This is a genomic window from Ectorhizobium quercum, from assembly GCF_026552795.1.
GTDB lineage: Bacteria > Pseudomonadota > Alphaproteobacteria > Rhizobiales > Rhizobiaceae > Ectorhizobium > Ectorhizobium quercum.
Genome location: NZ_JANFPI010000004.1, coordinates 524,054 through 541,323 on the forward strand (window position 1 = coordinate 524,054; position 17,270 = coordinate 541,323).

The window sequence follows — 17,270 nt, forward strand, 5'->3', positions numbered from 1 at the left end:
ATCCGTTCAGGGGTTGGCCATCATGTCCGGCACCACCGAGACGATCTCCGGAAAGGCGGCGATCAGCAGGACGAAGGCGCACATGATCAGGAAGAACGGCATCGTCGCGCGCGTGATGCGCGCCATGCTGTCGCCCGTCAGCCGCTGGATCACGGTCAGGTTGAAGCCGACGGGCGGCGAGACCTGCGCCATTTCCACCACGATGACGATGAAGATGCCGAACCAGACCTTGCTGTAGCCGGCGGCCATGACGAGCGGCAGGGTGATCGGCAGCGTCATGACGATGCATCCCAGCCCTTCCATCACCGTGCCGAGGATGATGTAGAAGATCAGCAGGACGGCGATCAGCATGAAGGGCGAAAGCCCCCAGCCCTCGATCGTGCCGGCGATGTAGCGCGGCATGCCGAGATAGCCGATGACGGTCGAAAGGAACATCGCGCCAACCATGATCAGGCCGATCATGGCGCAGGCATCGGCAGCCTGCCGCGCGGCCTGGATCAGGTTCGACGGGGTCAGCGTCTTCTGGATGATGCCGATGACGATCGCGCCGCCGACGCCGACCGCGGCGGCTTCCGTCGGCGAGGCGATGCCGCCGTACATCGACCCGACCACGCCGAGGATGAGCAGAAGAAGCGGTCCGAGATCCTTGAGCGCTATCAGCTTCTCGATGAAGGTGGTGGGCGGCAGCGTGTCGCCGACGAGCGACGGGTTCATGAGGGCGCGGATGCCGATATAGCCCATATAGGAGGCGGCCATCAGCAGGCCCGGCAGGATTCCGGCCATGAACAGCTTGAGGATGGATTCCTCCGCCATCACCCCGTAGATGATCATGATTGTCGAGGGCGGGATGAGAAAGCCCAGGGTTCCCGCGCCGGCGAGGCTGCCGGTAACGAGGTCGCGGTCGTAGCCGCGGGAGATGAGTTCCTTGGCGGTGATGCGCCCGACCGTCGCCGTGGTGGCCGCCGACGAGCCGCAGACCGAGGCGAACAGCGTGCAGCCGAGCACGGTGATGTGGGCGAGACGGCCGGGCACATGCCGCAGCCAGGGCGCCAGACCGGAAAACAGCGCTTCGGAAATCCGCGTGCGGAAGAGGATTTCCGCCATGAAGATGAAAAGCGGCAGCGCCAGCATTTCGGGCGAGACCAGCGTGTTCCAGGTTTGCTGGGCCAGCAGCTTGAAGAGTGGAAGCGTGGGCCGGTAGAGCGCTGCGAGCGCCGCGCCGGTGCCGATGAGGCCAAGGCCGATCCAGACGCCCGTGCCGAGGATCAGCGTCATGAGGCCGAGCAGGCTGAGTGAGATTTTTCCCATGTGTCTATTCCAGCCCCGGACCCGTTGAGAGCATTTCGCCGCGGAGAAGCCGCAGGAACTGCGCGAACATCTGTAGATTGAGAATGATCGCGCCCGCCGACAGGACCGCCTGCGGCCAGACCAGCGGGATGCGGACGACGGAAGACGAGGTCGAGCCGCGCTGCCAGGAGAGGATGGCCATGTCCGTGAGCGCTATCGTGAGCGCTATGCAGGTCACAAGCCCGAGCAGGCAGGCGGCCATGTCGAGCCAGCGCGCGCCCTGCGGCGACAGCATGTCGCCGACGGCGGTCACGCGGACATGCGAGCCGGACTTGAGCGCGCTGGCGCCGGCGAGCAGAAAGCTCGCGGCCATGAGATAGGCTGCGACGTCCCAGGAAAAGCTGAGCGAATATCCGACGAGGTTTCTCAGGAAGATTTCGCAGGCGATGATGAGAAAAATGAGGAAGAGCGACAGGGCGGCCAGAATGTTGCCGAAACCCGTCAGTCTGTCGATGACGGTGATGATCCCTGAAAATGCCGGGTCGGTTGGACTGTTCATGATTGTTCTCCGAAGCGCGCGGAAACAGGCCTCGAACCGCCGATCGTACCCGATCGGCGGCCTTGAGTTCCTGTATTCGGGAAGGTCAGTCGAGTGCCTTCAGATAGGCTTCGATGTATGGTGCGGCATCCGGCACGCGTTTCAGGAAATCGTCCCACAAAGGCTTGGCGCGCTCGACCAGCGCTTCCTTGAGTTCGGGCGAAGGCGCGGTGACAGTAACGCCCTTCTCCTTCAGGAGGGCGAGCTTGCTTTCGTCCTCCGCGCGGCTGACGAGCCAGAATTCGCCTTCCAGCCGGGCGGACGCCTGCTCGATGGCTGCCTGGTGCTCCGGGGAAAGCGCGTTCCAGGCATCGAGGTTGACCGTGACGATGTTGGAGGACGCCTGCCAGTTGAAGGTGTTCATGTGCTTCATGAACTCCCAGAACGCGCCGTCCACGCCCGAAGAGGACGACGTCGTCACACCGTTGATGGTGCCCGCCGCCAGCGACGGAACGACCTCGCCCCACGGCATCTGGATCGGAAGAGCGCCGAGTGCCGCGAAGAAATCGTGGCCGTTTGCATCGACGACGCGGATTTTCAGCCCGGCGATGTCCTCGATCTTCTCGATCTGGTTCGGCGAATAGACCGCCTGGCCGGGCCACGGCACCATGTAGAGCAGCTTCTGGTTCATCGAGGCGGCGACCTCCTCGATCTTCGGGCGGAAGAATTTGTGCAGGAGGGCGAGATCCGGCATGGTCGGGGCCAGGTAGGGAAGCGTCTCGACGCCCAGCACGGGAGCCTCGCCGACCTGCTGGCTCATCAGGATGTCGGCGATCGGCACGATGCCGTCGCGCACGGCGCCCATGCCTTCCGGCCCCTTGATGCCGAGCGAGCCGCCGGAATGGACGGTGATCACCACCTCGCCATCCGTCACTTCCTTCACCGTTTCGGCGAATTTCATGGCGTTCTTGGTGTGGAAATTGCCTTCCGGCCAAACGACCGACATATCCCAGGCCGTTTCGGCGGCTGCGGACGTGGCAAAGCCGGCAAGCATGACAGCCAGCCCGGCGAACAGTGCTTTTCTCATGATCGGGAACCCCTCTTTTGGTCTGCCGGATCGCATATGCGCACATGCCGGCGACGGCTTTTTATTTCGGTACACAATTCGTGTTCCGAGCGGGGAGAACCATATGACCGTATTTTATGCGATGCAAGAATGTGACTAAGATTTGACCAAGAAATATATCCTTGCAGGCTCTCCCTGGCCGCCATCCTCGATAGTCGGTGCCATATTGCTTTTGTTTTACAGCTTCTTATGGAGGGTGCGCCTGAAAATTCCCCGTCTCCGGAACTGTTCAAACGGGAATACGGGCTGTATACCGGAAAAAAGAGCTTATCATTCTATAACTCATAAGTTTGAGGTGTGAGCGCGAGGCGGACCGTCGGGTTCCGGTCCGGTTGGACAGGTGGTTGCGACGGGACTTTCCTGTCGATGCGTTGAACGGTATGACACGTGCGAACGATAGGGATCATTTATGAATCAACCCCTTGCCAAGCAGGCCTACAGCAAGATCATAGAGATGATCCTCGGTGGCGTGCTTGCACCAGGCGATGCTCTGCAAGAGGCGAAACTGGGCGAAACGCTCGATATGTCCCGCACTCCGGTTCGCGAGGCGATCAAGCGTATCGAGGCGGAAGGGCTCGCCGCCCAGGAAGGCCGCTTTCTGCGCGTTCGCCAGCTGACAAGGGCGGAGGTCGAAGAGATCTTCTTCCTACGGCGTATTCTGGAGACATATTGCGCCCACCGCGCGGCCGGGGCGATGGCAACTGCCAAGCTGGACAGGCTGGAAGGCCGGATCAGAAAGCTTCAGGAGAAGGGGCCGGGAGATGGCGACGAGCAGCGTGACACGGATGACGAGTTCCACCAGTCGATCGCTGCAACGACCGGCAATGTCACCCTGGTTCGCCTGATCGACGACCTTCGTCGACGCACATGCATGTTCGATTACATCCAGGTCCCCCAACGCTTCCTGAAAGGGAGCCAGGAGCACCTGGAGATGATTGCCGCATTCCGTTCCGGCGACGGTGAAACGGCGGCACGCCTGATGGGCGAACATATCGACCATGCGCGCGATGCCATTCTTGCCAAGCTGGATGCCTCGCTTGAGGACGAACGATGACCGACAGGGAAACCCTCTCGCAGCAGGCCTACAAAACCATCAGGCAGCACATTCTGGACGGTACATTCTCTGCGGGCGACCTGTTGAGCGAACGTGTGCTGGCCGAGGAGTCCGGCATATCCCGGACGCCGTTACGGTCGGCGATCTCCCGGCTGGAAAACGAAGGTATGCTCGCCCGTCTGGCGAATGGCACTTTGATGGTTCACCGGATTACGGTCGAGCAACTGCTGGAAATTGTCCAGATCCGCCGGTTGCTTGAAGCCGCGGCCGCAGGCAAGGCCGCTGCTTTCCCCCTGACGCCGGCCCTTCGCAGGTCGCGCGACGTCATGCGCGCATATGCCGGAGGGCGCCACGCCGTCTTCGATCAGTTCTGGCTCGACGACGAGGATTTCCACCTTGCCGTTGCGGAGGCCTCAGGCCTGCACCTTCTTCCTTCGTTGTTGAAAGACATGCGCAGCATGGCGCGCCTTTGCACGATAACACGTACCCATGACCGTTTCGAGGAGCAGGCTCTGGAGCATCTTGCTGTCATCGATGCAATCGAGGCGGGCGACGTGGCCGGCGCCGCCGCCGCGATGGAACGGCACTTCGACAGCGCGCGCACCCGCTTTCTGGCCTGGTTGGCCCATCCCTAGGGCATTTCCAGCAAAAGTGCGTAGCGGTTTTGCGTCCGGAAATGCGCAAAAACAAAGGTTTGGAGCATTTCATCGTTTCCGTGAAAAAATGAAATGCTCTAGGGTCAGGACCTGCTCGATTGGCGCCTTCTGTCTGGTCTCATGGGATCGTTTGCGATCAGGCGGCGCATGAAATCGAACCCTCAGCGCGTTGCGGATTGCGCGCGGGGCTTTCGCGTTCGGGGAAGCCGTCAGGCGCGCCTCAGCTGCGTCGGCATGTAGATCTGGGCGTAGCCCTCCTTGATCGCGGAAGTGATCTGGTCCAGCCGGCGGCTGATATGGCGGTCGAGGTATTCGATGCAGGCGTCCACGTCGCGGCGCTTGAGATTTTCCAGAACGGCGCGGTGGTCGGCCTGCGTCTTGGCGCGGTTGGCCCTGTCCATGTCGATCCAGCGCACGAAGCGGATGCGGTCGTTGATGTTCTTCAGAACGCGCATCATCTCGGCATTGCCGGACATCGCCATCAGACCCTCGTGGAAATGCTCGTCGAGTTCCACCAGTTCGACGGAATCGCGGTCGCCCGGGTCGGGGCCGGTGGCGTCGAGAAAGTCCAGAAGGGCATCGATGTCGGCATCGCGGGCCCGCTCCACCGACAGGCGGACGGCGGAGATTTCGAGCGCCTTGCGCAATTCATAGAGATCGAAGATCTCGTGCGGGTCGAGTTCGCGGCAGAAGAAGCCCTTTCCCGGCGAAAAACGCAGGAAACCCTCGATGTTCAGCCGGTTCAGCGCCTCGCGCAGCGGCGTGCGCGAAACGCCGAGACGCTTGGCCAGATCGCCCTCGTTCAGCCGCTGGCCGGGCTTGAGTTCGAAACGCACGGCCATTGATTTCAATTCACTGTAGACGCGATCCACGTTGCTTTCGGAATCGATGACGGGCCGTTCCATGTGCTCTCCTGAATGCAGATTTAAATACAAATACATTTTGCAGCAGGGAACGGCAACCGCCGTTGCGGATTTTACATAGGAATCCAATGGCCTTGTCCGCCGATGCGCGGCCGCCGGCCATCGTTGCCCGGAGGGGCGCGGGCATCTTTTTCGAGCTTGCTGGAGAGAAGAGCAGCCTGCGTCGCGCGCGGGCCGGCTGGAAAGCGCCTCGGTCGCGCCCGGCTCAGGCCGGGCGGGCGGCCGATATCAGGTTGCGAAGGAGTGCGGCCCGGGTCAGGGCGCCGACGGAGCCGTGGGGCGGCGTCACCAGACCGGCGACTTCTGTCACCTCTTCCGCGACGTCCGAAACCATGCGCCCGTCCGCCGTATAGCTGATGCCGACGCCGACGACGGCCGCACCCGGTTTCACCATGCCGGCGGTCACGTAGCCCGCGACGCCGATGGCCGCCACCACCACGTCCGCCCGGCGCAGCTCGCCGGCAATGTCGGGGGAGCGGCTGTGCAGCAGGGTCACGGTCGCGTCCGTATCCTTCAGGGACAGAAGCATGGCGAGCGGGCGCCCGACCAGCGGACCACGCCCGAGGATGGCGACGCGCCGCCCGGCAAGCGGCACGTCGTAATCGCTGAGCAGGCCGAGGATCGCGGCGGGCGTGCAGGGCAGGAGGCCCGGCCTGCCGGCAAGCAGACGCCCGAGATTGGCGGGGTGCAGGCCGTCTATGTCCTTGTGCGGCGCGACCGCGGCGAGCGCCTCGTCCTCGTCGAGAGGGGCGGGCAGCGGCAGTTGCACCATCAGGCCGTGAACGGAGGGATCGCGGTTCAGCCGGTCGACCTGTTCCAGAAGCTCCGCTCGCGTCGCATCCGCCGGCAGGCGGATGTCGAGCGCCTCGATGCCGGTTTCGAGGCAATCGGCATGCTTGCGTCCGATATAGGCCGCGCTCGCCGGATCGTCCCCGACCAGCACGGTCGCCATCTTCGGCGCGATGCCACGCGCCTTCAGCGCCGCGGCATCGGCGGCGATGCCCGCCCGCCAGCGGGCCGCAAGCCGCTCGCCGTCCAGAGAGATCGCGCTCATCGCGGCAGGCCGATCGAGGGGTCGATGAAGCGGTTGGTGACGACCGCGTCCGGCGTGACGTCCGGATCGGCCCGCTCGTCGAAACGCGGCTTGACGATCGCCAGCATCTCCGCGACGCGCTCCATGTCGAAATCGCCGATGGTGGTGTTGGGGCCGTTGCCGATGATGCCGCTTTCCACCATGATCCGGGCGGCGTGCTCCATGAGGTCGGGCGCGGTCTTCCACCAGCTCGCGCCGTTTTTGCCGGCGTTGAAATCGGTGATCACCCCGTTCGCCTCGGCGGGGTTTGCCGCATAGTCGACGGTCGCCTGCTGGAGCAGCGGCACGAGCTTTTCGAGGCACGGGGCGAGTTCGTCGAGACGGGCGGTGGCGACCGACAGCATGCCGGTATAGTTGCGGTAGCCGAGATCGTTGATCGTCAGGTAATCGACCGGCTTGCCCCAGTTGTTGTCGTGCGCGAACTTGTAGACCTCGCTGGTCAGGAAGCCCTGGTTGAGCCAGGTGCCGTTGTTGGTGACGAAGTTCTCGCCGTCGCCGCGATAGCCTTCGACGAACGCGTCGGCCGGCACGCCCTCCTCGACCAGATAGAGGCCGAAGGTGCGCTTGATGCTGGAAACGTAGATCTTGCCCGTGCCGGCGGCGGCGAAGGCCTTGAGATCGTCGATCGTCTTGAAGCCCTGCGGATAGGTGGCCCTGTCCCAGAACAGCACGGTCGGGGCGATGTCGAGCGGCGTGAAGACGCCGACGACCGGGAAGCGCCTGGAGAAGATGAAGGCGTTGTCGAGTTCCTGATAGCCGAGATGCGGGGTGACGCCGGCCCGGGAATTGCCCATGTAGAGCGCCGAATAGGCGGTCTCGCCGTCGCCGAGACCGAGGCCGCCGCCGCCTTCGAGGATGGTCAGCTCGATGCCGGTCGAGCCCAGCGGCCCCGTATACTGCCCGGGCGACATCTCACCGCCGCCGCCGATGAGCTGGTAGAGCGGCCCCTGCTCGGCCTGCGCCAGCCAGTCCTTCTGGATGATGAACGGGCTCGGGCAGACATCCGTCAGGGGTGTCGTGTAGCGGCTCTTGGCAAAGGCGCCGGGGTCGGCGGCGTGGGCCGGCATGCAGGCGCAGGCGATGATGGCGAGCGCGGTCGTCGCCTTTCGAGCGCTTTTGCGCATTTCCGGACGCAAAACCGCTTCACACTTTTGCTGGAAATGCTCCAGGACAGTTTTCATGGTCGTTCCCCTTTTTTTCGTGACGGCGGTCTTTCAGCGCTGCCGCTCGCTGGATTCGTGCCAGTGGGAAAACAGCCGATTTCCCAGCCAGTTGAAGATCAGGTAGACCGCGATGGAAAGCGCCGAGGCGACGATGAGCGCGGCATACATCTGTTCGTAATTGAAGTCGATCTTGGCGTTCATCAGCAATTGCCCGAGCCCGCCCGGCCCCGACAGGAAGAATAGTTCGGAGACGATGGCCGCGATGACCGCGAGGCTGCCGGAAATCCTCAAGCCCGCGAAAAGGGTCGGCGCGGCGGAGGGCAGCCCGGCCTTGCGCAGCATCACGCCCCAGCTTGCGTTCTGGAGCCGGAAGAGGTCGAGAATGTTGCGGTCGACGCTTTTCAGGCCGAGCAGCAACGTCGTCGGAATGGCGAAGAAGGTGAAGAGCGCGACGATCAGCACCTTGGGCAGGAAGCCGAAGCCGAGCGCGCTCTGGATCAGCGGGATGATCGCCATGACCGGGATCGATTGCAGCGCCACCAGATAGGGAAAGACCGCCTTTTCCAGCACGAGGAAGCGGAACATGACGATGCCGATCAGGATGCCGGCAGGAATGGAGACGGCAAGCCCGGAAAGGGCGATGCCGATGGTGAACAGCGCCCGTTCCGCAAGCTCCTGGCGGAAGGCGGCGATGCCGAACGCCTGCGTCCATAACCCCTCGGCGCTCGGCATGAGGAACTGGCGGTGCGGCGGCAGGCTGTCGCGCAAAAGCGCATAGACGGCGACGATCAGCAGGCCGAGCAGCACCGGCGGCATGAGGCTGGCGGCGAGCCGCTTCCACACGGGCGGAGCCACCGGCAGGGGCACCGCGTCGAAACGCTCGACATTGGCTTTGGGAAGGGATTTTCCGCAGCGGTTCATCGTCATCCCTCGATTGCGTGGCGCAGGGCGCGCGAGACCGCGCCGCTCAGTCTGGAAAATTCGGCCTCGTAGCGCAGTTCCGGTTGCCGCGGATAGGCAAACGGAATGTCGAACACGTCGAGAATGCGCCCCGGCCGTCGCGACATCACCACCACCTTGCTCGACATGTAGACGGCCTCGGCGATCGAATGGGTGACGAAGATGCCGGTGAAGCCCTCACGGACGTAGAGCGCGATCAGCTCGTCGTTCAGCCGCTCGCGGGTGATTTCGTCCAGCGCGCCGAACGGTTCGTCGAACATGAAGACGGTCGGGTTGAGGGCGAGCGAACGCGCCAGCGAGGCGCGCATGCGCATGCCGCCGGACAGGCGGCGCGGATAATGGTCCTCGAAGCCGGAAAGGCCGACGAGCGCGATCTTCTCGGCGGCGATCCTTGCGCGCTCGCTGGCGGAAAAGCCGCGCAGCTCCATCAGAAGCTCGACGTTTTCCCGCACCTTGCGCCAGGGAAGCAGCGTCGCGTCCTGGAAGGTGTAGCCGAGCTGCTGCCGGTCGACCCAGACCTTGCCGGCGGTGTGGGGGGAAAGGCCGCTGGCGATCTTGAGCAGCGTGGACTTGCCGCAGCCGGAAGGCCCGACGATGGAGACGAATTCGCCGGGGCGAATGGCGAGATCGACATCGCCGAGGGCCTCGGTGCCGTCCGGGAAGGTCATCGACACGCGGTCGAAGACGATCGCGTGGCCGCCGGGCAGACAGGCGGGCCGGGAGAGCGCTGCGGCCTGCGGCTCGGGAGAGGGTGACGTCATCGCTTTCTTCCTTCGCCGGTTCAGAACCTGAGCATCGCCGCACGCACCTTCTCGACATAGGCCTCGGCCTCGGCGGGCGTCACGTTGTTCATATCGTAGAGCGCGTGATACTGCACCTTGACCCGCGGATTGCAGACGACGCGCAGGAAGCGCGTGGCGTTGCGCCGCGGTGCGTCGCCCAGAACCCACGCCCGCCAGCGCTTGGAGCCGTAGGTGGTCACGGTGGCGAGCTTGCGGATATTGGTCAAGCCCGGCGAAAGCTGGCCGTCGCGCAGCTTGAAGGACACGTCCGGCAGGAAGACCCGGTCGAAATAGCCCTTGAGGATGGCGGGCCAGCCGAAATTCCACACCGGGTGACAGAGCACCAGCGCGTCGCAGCTTTCCAGCCGCTCCACATAGCCGGCGACACGGCGGCGGTTGATGGAAATGTCGTGGTATTCGTGCCTATCCTCGGCCGACAGCACCGGATCGAACCCGTCCGCGTAGAGATCGAGGTCGTCGACCTCGTGGCCGGCCGCCTTCAGGCTTTCGACCACGACCTCGTGAAGGCGGGCGGCGAGACTGTCCCTGAGCGGGTGGGCGAAGATGACATGGACTTTCATCGGGGCACTTTCATGGAACGGATTCCGGATCAGCGGTTGAAGAGAAAGACGCGGCCCGGCTCCGGCACCCAGTCGGGATGGGTCCAGGCGATCATCTTGCCCGGATTGAGCAGGCCCTTGGGATCGGTCTGCCGCTTGAAGTCGAGCTGGGCCGGGTCGGTGCGCTTCATGCCGCCCTCCTCGAGCGTGACGCGGTGCGGATTGAAGACGGTGACGCCGAAGCGCGTTTCGAGCAGCCCGATCAGCTCCTCCAGCCGTCCGGCCGAGGTGTAGCGCACCAAGGGGAGCGCCACCGCCGCGACCTTGCCGTCGACAAAGCGGGTGAATTCGAAATGCAGCAGCAGCTCGTCGCCGAAGGCTTCCCCGAGACGGGCGATGGCGCCGTAGAGATCGTCCTGCGGCAGCATCATCTGGAGATAGGTCATGGACGGGTCGATCTTCAGCGCCCGCAGCGTCGTGTGGTTCCAGCAGATTTCGTAGACCGGCGGCAGGCGATGGCCTTCGCCGTCGCGGTCGGAACGGAAGCGGACGGCGGCGCCCGGCGTGCCGGCCACGGTCTCCTCCAGCGCGGCGAGGCTGTCGCGCAGCACGATGGCGGCGACGAGTGCCTCGCCCTTGCCGAGGAAAGGGGCGTGCCGGTTGAAATAGCGGTCGGGAATGGCGCTTTCGAAGGTGGACAGCATGCGCTTGCCGATGGCGTCGTTCTCGCCGATTGCGAAGGTCAGCCGGGTGGCGGCGGAGAAATCCGCCGCGCCGACCAGCACCTCCACCCAGTCTCCGGCGGGATCGACCGGAATTTCGATTTCGGTGATCACGCCGTTGACGCCGTAGGCATGCGCGGCCTTGGAAATGTCCTCGCCGGTCAGCTCGACGATGCGCGGCTCGGCTTCCATCGTCACCAGCCGCACGCGGCGGATGTTGGCCGGGTTGCGCAGGCCGCCCCAGCGGATGGCGCCGACGCCGCTGGAGCCGCCGGCGATGAAGCCGCCGAGCGTCGCCGTCGCGGTGGTGGAGGGGAAGAGGCGCAGTTCCAGCCCCCGTTCGCGGGCGGCCTTTTCGAGATGGCTCATCACGGCGCCCGCCTCGGCGACGAGATGGTCGTCTCCGATGCTCAGGATGCGGTCCATGTGCTTCATGTGCAGCACGGCGCCGCCGTGAAGCGGCATGGCCTGCCCGTAATTGCCGGTGCCGGCGCCGCGCACTGTGACGGGAACGTCATGGGCGTGGCAGATCGACAGGATCTCGATCACCTCCGCCTCGCTTCGGGGCGCGACGACGAAATCGCCGCAGACATCCTTGAGCTGTTCCTTCAGGATCGGGCTGTACCAGTAGAAATCGCGGCTTTTCTGCTGCACGGTCCGGGCATTGTCGTCCAGATCGAACCGGGCGAGCGCTGCCCGGCAGGCTTCGAGGTCGCTCGTCATGCGCTTTTCCATTTCAGGTTCGTGGCAGGGGTTTCGGCCCGGCTGTCGTCGTGAAGCGGCAGCTGCGTCCGTCCCCGGCGCAGGATGGTGCGGCCAGTCGCGGACCCGCCGAGGAGGTCGGCCCAGTCGTATGCCTCGAAGATCACCGCATCGGCGGCATGGCCGGCGGCCAGCGTGCCGGCGTCGTCCAGCCGCATGGCGCGCGCGGCGTCGCGATGGGCGGCCGGCGCCCAGCGGGCCGGCTCGGCTTCCAGTTGCGCGAGGAAATGCGCCTGCCGCACGACGGCCAGCATGTCGAAATCGCCGTAGGGATAGAAGGCGTCGCGCACATTGTCGGAGGCGAAGGCGATGCCGACGCCCGCCGCCGCCAGCTCATGCACCGGCGCCATGCCGCGCCGCAGCGGCGTGCGGCCGGGCGCACGATCCTGAAGGAAACCGTTGGTCAGCGGCAGCGACACCACATGGATGCCGGCCTCGGCCATGCGGCCGATCAGGCGGTCGCGTTCGCCCTCCGGCTTCTGCGCCAGCGCGCAGCAATGGCCGGCGACGACCCGGCCGCCGAACCGGTGCCGCAGGACGGCATCTGTCAGCAGCGCCAGCCCGTCGGCGGCCGCATCCAGCGTCTCGTCGACATGCAGGTCGAGATCGAGGCCGTGGCGGGCTGCCGCCAGAACGAGCCTGTCCAGCCGCTCGGGCGTCGCCGCGCCGGGGCCGATGAAGGCGCCGAGAATGCCGCCGCGCCGGGCAATGTCGGCGCAGCGGTCGTCGAAATCCTCCTGCTCGACACGGAACAGCGCCATGAGGGCGACCGCCTGGAGCGCGATCCGGTCCTTCCATGCCGCCTCGATCTCGGTGAAGGCGGTCCATGCCGCACTGCGGGCCGGCGTGTCGAACGTGTCGAGATGCGTGCGCATGGCCACGGTGCCGTTGGCGTCCGCCCGGCGGAGGGCGGCGTCCATGCGCGCGATCAGGTCGTCTACCGTCCGGTTCGGGGCGTCGGCGAGGGAAAGCTCGACGGCGCGGCTAAGACCGTTGTCGGAAAAGCCGGTCCGGTGGGCGGTGAACGCCTTGTCGAGATGGACGTGCATGTCGACGAAGCCCGGCAGCATCAGCCGCCCTCCAGCGTCGAGCCCGGGGCAGGGGCCGAGCGATGCGGCGGGCACGAAACGGCCGTCGCGGATGCCGATATCGGCGGTGGCGAGACCGCTGGCTGCATCGTGGTCGCGAAGGGGAAAACCTTCGGTGAGCGAGACCGGAACCCGCAGGTTGCGCAGGATGACCGGGCCGTTCCCGGGAAGGTCGAGGCCGGTCATGCGCCGGCGTCCGGGGCGGTGTCGAACGGCGGCGTCAGGGCGGCGACCTCGTCGAGAAGCCGTCCGTAGCGGGCGGCGGCATGCTCGACGATGGCCCTGCCGGCTTCGGCGGTTGCGGCGGCGGCATTGCCCGCCACCCCGGCCGGATGCAGGTCTTCCGACACCCAGCCGAAGCCGACCGGGCCGACCATGCGCAACACCTCGTTGCCGGCGGCCACGGCGGCGGAGGCCGGCACGAAATCGCGCGCCTGCGCCATATCCACCAGATCGGGCCGCAGATGCAGCATGGCGGCCGTCTCGACCAGTCCGCCGTGAATGCCGTCGCGCTGTTCCTGCGGCGAGACGAGGCCGGGCGGGAAGCCCATCGCCATCCAGCCGGCGGTGACGGTGAGAAGTCGCGTTTCGATGCGCAGGCTGCGGGCCGCGATCTGGAGCACCGGCACGTTGCCGCCGTGGGCATTGAGAAGGACGAGCTTGCGGATGCCGGCCCGCGCGACGCTGCGCCCGATCTGCATGACGGTCGCCAGCAGCGTTTCCGCATCGAGTGTCACCGTGCCGGCGAAGGCAAGGTGCTCGTCCGACTTGGCGTAGGCGATGGCCGGCAGCAGGTAGACTTCGGCAGTCTCCGCCCGTGCCCCGGCCTCCCGCGCCATTGCTTCGGCGAGGATGCTGTCGGTGCCGAGCGGCAGGTGCGGCCCGTGCTGTTCCGTCGCGCCGACAGGCAGCAGGGCGACCGCGCGGTCCGGGTCTATGGCGCCAAAATCGGTTGTCTTCAGCGATGGCCAGAAATGGAGAGGCATGGCGGTTTGTTCGTTTATCGATCAAATGTTCGCTAAATCGTAACGCAAAGCATCGCGACGTCAAGCGGGAAAATGCTGCGCCGCGCCGCGGTGGCGGTGACGGAAGTCGAATAGTGAACATTTGCTCTATTATCGAGCGCGCAAATCGGCTATGCCGGCCCTTACGAACCGAGGATTGCCGCATGCTGGACGAGAACGACAGGGAAATCTCGCTGACCTTCGCGAAGGGGCTGGCCGTTCTGCTCGCCTTCGATGCCAGGGACCGCTCGATCACCATATCGGAGATCGCGGAAAAGGTGAAACTCAACCGCGCCGTCGCCCGGCGGCTGGTGCGCACGCTGGAGCAGCTCGGCTATGTGAGCTGCGACCGGGGCCGCTACGAACTGACCCCGCATGTGCTGCGCCTCAGCCAGGGCTTCATCGAGGGGCGCGGCATTCCGCAGATCATCCAGCCCATCCTGCGCAACGCCGCCCAGGAGGTGGGGGAGGCCGTCTCCTTCGCCATGCTGGACGAGACGGATGCCGTCTATGTGGCGCATGCCTTCATCCCCGCGCGCTTCACCCTCAACCGCGTGACGATCGGCACGCGCGTTCCCCTGCCGCCGACCGCGGCCGGCCGGGCCATCCTCGCCTTTCTCGATGCCGGACGGCGGGGCGACATCCTCGCCGGGGCCGAGTTCGCGGCCCATACCGACCGCACCGAGACCGACCGGGCCCGGTTCGAGGCCGCGTTGCAGGAGGTCAGAAGCCGGGGCTTCGCCCTGACCGACAGCGAATATGTCAGCGGCGTCGGGTCGCTGGCCGTGCCGGTCTTCGATCCGGCGCTGAACGCGGTGATCGGGGCCGTCTCGATCATCTTCGAGCATGGGCGCTACAGCGAGACGGAACTGGCGGACATCGCCGCCCGCCTCAAGGTCTGCGCCACCCATGTCGCTTCCACGTTCTAGAGTATTTCCGCTTTTCTCCGAATCGCGAAAATTCTCTCATTGTTTGTTTGTACGCATTTCCGGACGCAAAACCGGTTCCCGCTTTTGCTGGAAATGCTCTAGGAGACCCCCGGCATGCCCAGTTTCTTCACCGGCTTCGAACTCGCCGCGCGCCTGAATGCGGAGACCCGCCGGCGCGTCGCGGCGCTGGCCCGGCCGCCGCGCTGCGTGGCGCTTCTCGATGCCGCCAATGCCGGCATGGCCGCCTATGCCCGCCGGCAGCAGGCCTTTGCCGGGGAAGCCGGAATCGTGCTGGCGCCGGAACCCTATCCGGCCAACCCTGAAGCCGTCATGCGCCGTCTGGCGGAACTGGCCGGCGACGAAGAGGTCGATGCGGTGGTGACGCTCTATCCGCTGCCGGCCGGTGTCGGCGCGCTGGAGGCGGCGCTGGCGCTCGGCGCCGGCAAGGACGTCGACGGGCTGCACCCGGAAAATGCCGGCGCGCTGGCGCTCGGCGCTCCGGCCCGCCCCCCTGCGACGGCGAAGGCCTGCCGGCTGATCGCGGAGGAACTGGCCGGGCCGCTGAAAGGCAAAGAGATCGTGCTGGTCGGCGCCTCGCGTATCGTCGGGCGCCCGCTGGCCAGCCTGCTGCTCGACGCCGAGGCGACGGTGACGATCACCCATGCCGCGACGCGCGATCTCGCCGCCCATACCCGCGAAGCCGATATCGTCATCACCGCCGCCGGCGTTCCCGGCCTGATCGGCGCCGGTCATCTGCGCGATGGCGCGACCGTTCTCGACGTCTCGATCAACCGCGGCCCGCACGGTCTGGTGGGCGACGTGGACGTGGCGAGCCTCGAAGGACGGTCCGTCACCGTCACGCATGTGCCGGATGGCGTCGGCCCGGTCACGACCGCCTGCCTGCTGGCCAACATCGCCGAAGCCGCTGCCGGAAGGGCGCTGTGACGTGACCGGATTTTCGCGGCCGCGATATTGCGCAACCGCAAGAAATCGAGTTTGATTGCATCATACGAACAAATGTTCGATTATCGACAAAACAAGGGGAACACTATGCCGAACCGTCTTCGCTCGCTGGCCGTGAAGGCCGTTGCCGCCGCTGCGCTGCTTGCCGGGCTCGCCCTGCCTGCCGCCGCCACCGAGATCCGCCCGGGCGTGACCTATGCCGGAACGCCGTCCGGCGATCCGGCCCGCGCGGCGATGGAAAACCTGATCTTCGACCTCGCCTCGTCCTGGGCCTCCTGCAATGCCGACCTGATGCGCAACGCCGTCACGGAGGACGTCGAATTTTCCTATCCGACCAGCGCGATCAGCGGCCGCGACAAGATGCTGGCCGATCTGGAGGCCTTCTGCAAGAGCGCCAAGGACACCAGCATCTACCTGCCGGAAGATGCCTTCTTCATCGACACGGAAAGCGGCCGCATCGCCGCCGAGCTTCAGTTCCGCACCTTCCAGCGCGGCAACCGGCAGGTGGTCAACGACGTCTGGATCGCCCATGTCCGGGACGGCAAGCTGAGCGTCGTCAAGGAATATCTCGACGGCCGCGTGAAGGACCTTCAGGCGCTGGGCGTGCTCCAGCTGGAAGAAAGCCCGAAGACGCTGACGCCCTGGCCCGCCCGCACCGAGAAATGGGCGGCCTGCTTCCCGCTCGTCAAGGCCGCGCCGACCAATACCTGCCCGTAAAAAGCATTTCCAGCAAAAGTGCGAAGCGGTTTTGCGTCCGGAAATGCTCTAACGACCCCTGCGTCCGGCCCTTCAGCGCTTGATATCGAAGCTGACGGGAACGGTGACGAAACGGTTGACGCCCGGCGGCGGTCTGGGGAGGGGTGCTGCGCGCCGAACGAGGCTCAGCACTTCCTCGTCGAGTTCCGCGACGCCGGAGGATTGCGCCAGTTCCGGAAACGTCACCGCGCCATCGGGCTCGACCACGAAACGGACATGGACGACGCCTTCCTGCCGTCGGGAAAGCGCCCGTGACGGATAGCGCTTGCGCCGTTCCAGATGGGAGAGCAGCCGGGCCTGCCAGCGCTCCTCGGCCTGCGCGGTGCGCTGCGAGCCGCGCACGGTCTGGGCCGCCATCGCCAGTTCCGCCGCGCCGGGGGCTTTCAGCGTCTCGCCGGTCTCGGCATCCGGCGGCGGATCGTCCGCCAGCCCGCGCGCCTCCGCCGGCTCGCGCTTGTCGGGCTTGAGTTCCGCGGTCTTGCGCTCTTCCGGTTTCGGACGGCGCAGCGGAACGGGAATACTGTCGGGTGCCGGCATCATTTCCTCGGCAACGACGGCCTCTTCGGGCTGGATCTCTTCCGGCTCCTTCGCCTCGGATTCGTCCGGCGCGGCATCGGTTTTGGCCGGCGCGTCCGGCTCTCCCGCTTGCACCTCCTGACGGATCTCGTCCCGAATCGCCGGTTCGGGCACGAACTCGACCATGATCGCCATCGGCTGCGGTTCGGCCACGGGAGGTGCCGTCGTCGCCAGCACCGCGGCGGCCCAGCCGATACCGTGCAGGGCAAGGGATGCGGCGACGGCGGAAAGGCGCGGCAACGCTGTGCCGCCATGTCCAGCGCGACGATCGCCCATCTTTCCCGCCGCCGGTGCCATGATGTCCTTAAGGGAGCCGATCTCCCGACCG

Annotated in this window: 18 protein-coding genes; 5 read left to right on the forward strand and 13 right to left on the reverse strand. The window is 65.6% G+C overall.

The features are described from left to right. Positions 1–6 precede the first annotated feature (6 nt). The 3 genes from NOF55_RS14765 to NOF55_RS14775 all read right to left on the reverse strand — a co-directional run bounded on the left by NOF55_RS14765 (position 7) and on the right by NOF55_RS14775 (position 2,912). The gene (locus NOF55_RS14765) at positions 7–1,308 is read right to left on the reverse strand and encodes a TRAP transporter large permease (RefSeq protein WP_306412150.1); all 1,302 of its coding nucleotides are present in this window, start codon (positions 1,306–1,308) and stop codon (positions 7–9) included. Positions 1,309–1,312: 4 nt separating this feature from the next. Further along, positions 1,313–1,846 carry a TRAP transporter small permease subunit gene (locus tag NOF55_RS14770; RefSeq protein ID WP_306412151.1) on the reverse strand — a complete coding sequence of 178 codons (534 nt, stop codon included), beginning with the start codon at positions 1,844–1,846 and terminating at the stop codon, positions 1,313–1,315. Positions 1,847–1,931: 85 nt separating this feature from the next. Then, entirely contained in the window at positions 1,932–2,912 is a 981-nt protein-coding gene (locus NOF55_RS14775) for a TRAP transporter substrate-binding protein (RefSeq protein ID WP_306412152.1), read from the reverse strand. A gap of 448 nt (positions 2,913–3,360) precedes the next feature. Here NOF55_RS14775 and NOF55_RS14780 point away from each other — a divergent pair, with 448 nt between their 5' ends. Continuing rightward, a complete protein-coding gene (locus NOF55_RS14780; RefSeq protein ID WP_306412153.1) occupies positions 3,361–4,005 on the forward strand; it encodes a GntR family transcriptional regulator in 645 nt (214 codons plus the stop codon). Then, entirely contained in the window at positions 4,002–4,640 is a 639-nt protein-coding gene (locus NOF55_RS14785) for a GntR family transcriptional regulator (RefSeq protein WP_306412154.1), read from the forward strand. Before NOF55_RS14780 ends, NOF55_RS14785 begins: the two co-directional genes overlap by 4 nt. A gap of 230 nt (positions 4,641–4,870) precedes the next feature. On the opposite strand, the gene NOF55_RS14790 is transcribed toward NOF55_RS14785, so the two are convergent. The 9 genes from NOF55_RS14790 to NOF55_RS14830 all read right to left on the reverse strand — a co-directional run bounded on the left by NOF55_RS14790 (position 4,871) and on the right by NOF55_RS14830 (position 13,700). Next, positions 4,871–5,566, reverse strand: a complete 696-nt coding sequence (locus NOF55_RS14790) for a GntR family transcriptional regulator (RefSeq protein WP_306412155.1) — start codon at positions 5,564–5,566, stop codon at positions 4,871–4,873. A gap of 223 nt (positions 5,567–5,789) precedes the next feature. Beyond that, positions 5,790–6,638: a bifunctional 5,10-methylenetetrahydrofolate dehydrogenase/5,10-methenyltetrahydrofolate cyclohydrolase gene (locus NOF55_RS14795; RefSeq protein WP_306412156.1), complete on the reverse strand. Its 849-nt coding sequence runs from the start codon at positions 6,636–6,638 to the stop codon at positions 5,790–5,792. Beyond that, the gene (locus NOF55_RS14800; RefSeq protein ID WP_306412157.1) at positions 6,635–7,858 is read right to left on the reverse strand and encodes a hypothetical protein; all 1,224 of its coding nucleotides are present in this window, start codon (positions 7,856–7,858) and stop codon (positions 6,635–6,637) included. The genes NOF55_RS14795 and NOF55_RS14800 overlap by 4 nt, the downstream gene beginning before the upstream one ends. 33 nt (positions 7,859–7,891) lie before the next feature. Further along, positions 7,892–8,767 carry an ABC transporter permease gene (locus NOF55_RS14805; RefSeq protein WP_306412158.1) on the reverse strand — a complete coding sequence of 292 codons (876 nt, stop codon included), beginning with the start codon at positions 8,765–8,767 and terminating at the stop codon, positions 7,892–7,894. Then, positions 8,764–9,561, reverse strand: a complete 798-nt coding sequence (locus tag NOF55_RS14810; protein WP_306412159.1) for an ABC transporter ATP-binding protein — start codon at positions 9,559–9,561, stop codon at positions 8,764–8,766. Before NOF55_RS14810 ends, NOF55_RS14805 begins: the two co-directional genes overlap by 4 nt. Positions 9,562–9,581: 20 nt before the next feature. Continuing rightward, positions 9,582–10,163: an NAD(P)H-dependent oxidoreductase gene (locus NOF55_RS14815; protein ID WP_306412160.1), complete on the reverse strand. Its 582-nt coding sequence runs from the start codon at positions 10,161–10,163 to the stop codon at positions 9,582–9,584. A 29-nt stretch (positions 10,164–10,192) separates the two neighbouring features. Next, the gene (locus NOF55_RS14820; RefSeq protein ID WP_306412161.1) at positions 10,193–11,587 is read right to left on the reverse strand and encodes an FAD-binding oxidoreductase; all 1,395 of its coding nucleotides are present in this window, start codon (positions 11,585–11,587) and stop codon (positions 10,193–10,195) included. Next, positions 11,584–12,900, reverse strand: coding sequence for an amidohydrolase family protein (locus NOF55_RS14825; protein ID WP_306412162.1), 1,317 nt, complete (start codon positions 12,898–12,900; stop codon positions 11,584–11,586). The genes NOF55_RS14820 and NOF55_RS14825 overlap by 4 nt, the downstream gene beginning before the upstream one ends. Next, positions 12,897–13,700, reverse strand: a complete 804-nt coding sequence (locus tag NOF55_RS14830; RefSeq protein ID WP_306412163.1) for a creatininase family protein — start codon at positions 13,698–13,700, stop codon at positions 12,897–12,899. Before NOF55_RS14830 ends, NOF55_RS14825 begins: the two co-directional genes overlap by 4 nt. 182 nt (positions 13,701–13,882) lie before the next feature. Here NOF55_RS14830 and NOF55_RS14835 point away from each other — a divergent pair, with 182 nt between their 5' ends. The 3 genes from NOF55_RS14835 (at position 13,883) to NOF55_RS14845 (ending at position 16,327) form a co-directional block, all read left to right on the forward strand. Further along, positions 13,883–14,647: an IclR family transcriptional regulator gene (locus NOF55_RS14835; protein WP_306412164.1), complete on the forward strand. Its 765-nt coding sequence runs from the start codon at positions 13,883–13,885 to the stop codon at positions 14,645–14,647. A 114-nt stretch (positions 14,648–14,761) separates the two neighbouring features. Continuing rightward, positions 14,762–15,592: a bifunctional 5,10-methylenetetrahydrofolate dehydrogenase/5,10-methenyltetrahydrofolate cyclohydrolase gene (locus tag NOF55_RS14840; protein WP_306412165.1), complete on the forward strand. Its 831-nt coding sequence runs from the start codon at positions 14,762–14,764 to the stop codon at positions 15,590–15,592. Positions 15,593–15,697: 105 nt separating this feature from the next. Further along, the gene (locus NOF55_RS14845; protein ID WP_306412166.1) at positions 15,698–16,327 is read left to right on the forward strand and encodes a nuclear transport factor 2 family protein; all 630 of its coding nucleotides are present in this window, start codon (positions 15,698–15,700) and stop codon (positions 16,325–16,327) included. A 72-nt stretch (positions 16,328–16,399) separates the two neighbouring features. Here the strand turns inward: NOF55_RS14845 and NOF55_RS14850 are convergent, their stop codons facing one another. After that, positions 16,400–17,218, reverse strand: a complete 819-nt coding sequence (locus NOF55_RS14850) for an energy transducer TonB (RefSeq protein ID WP_306412167.1) — start codon at positions 17,216–17,218, stop codon at positions 16,400–16,402. Between the last annotated feature and the right edge of the window lie 52 nt (positions 17,219–17,270).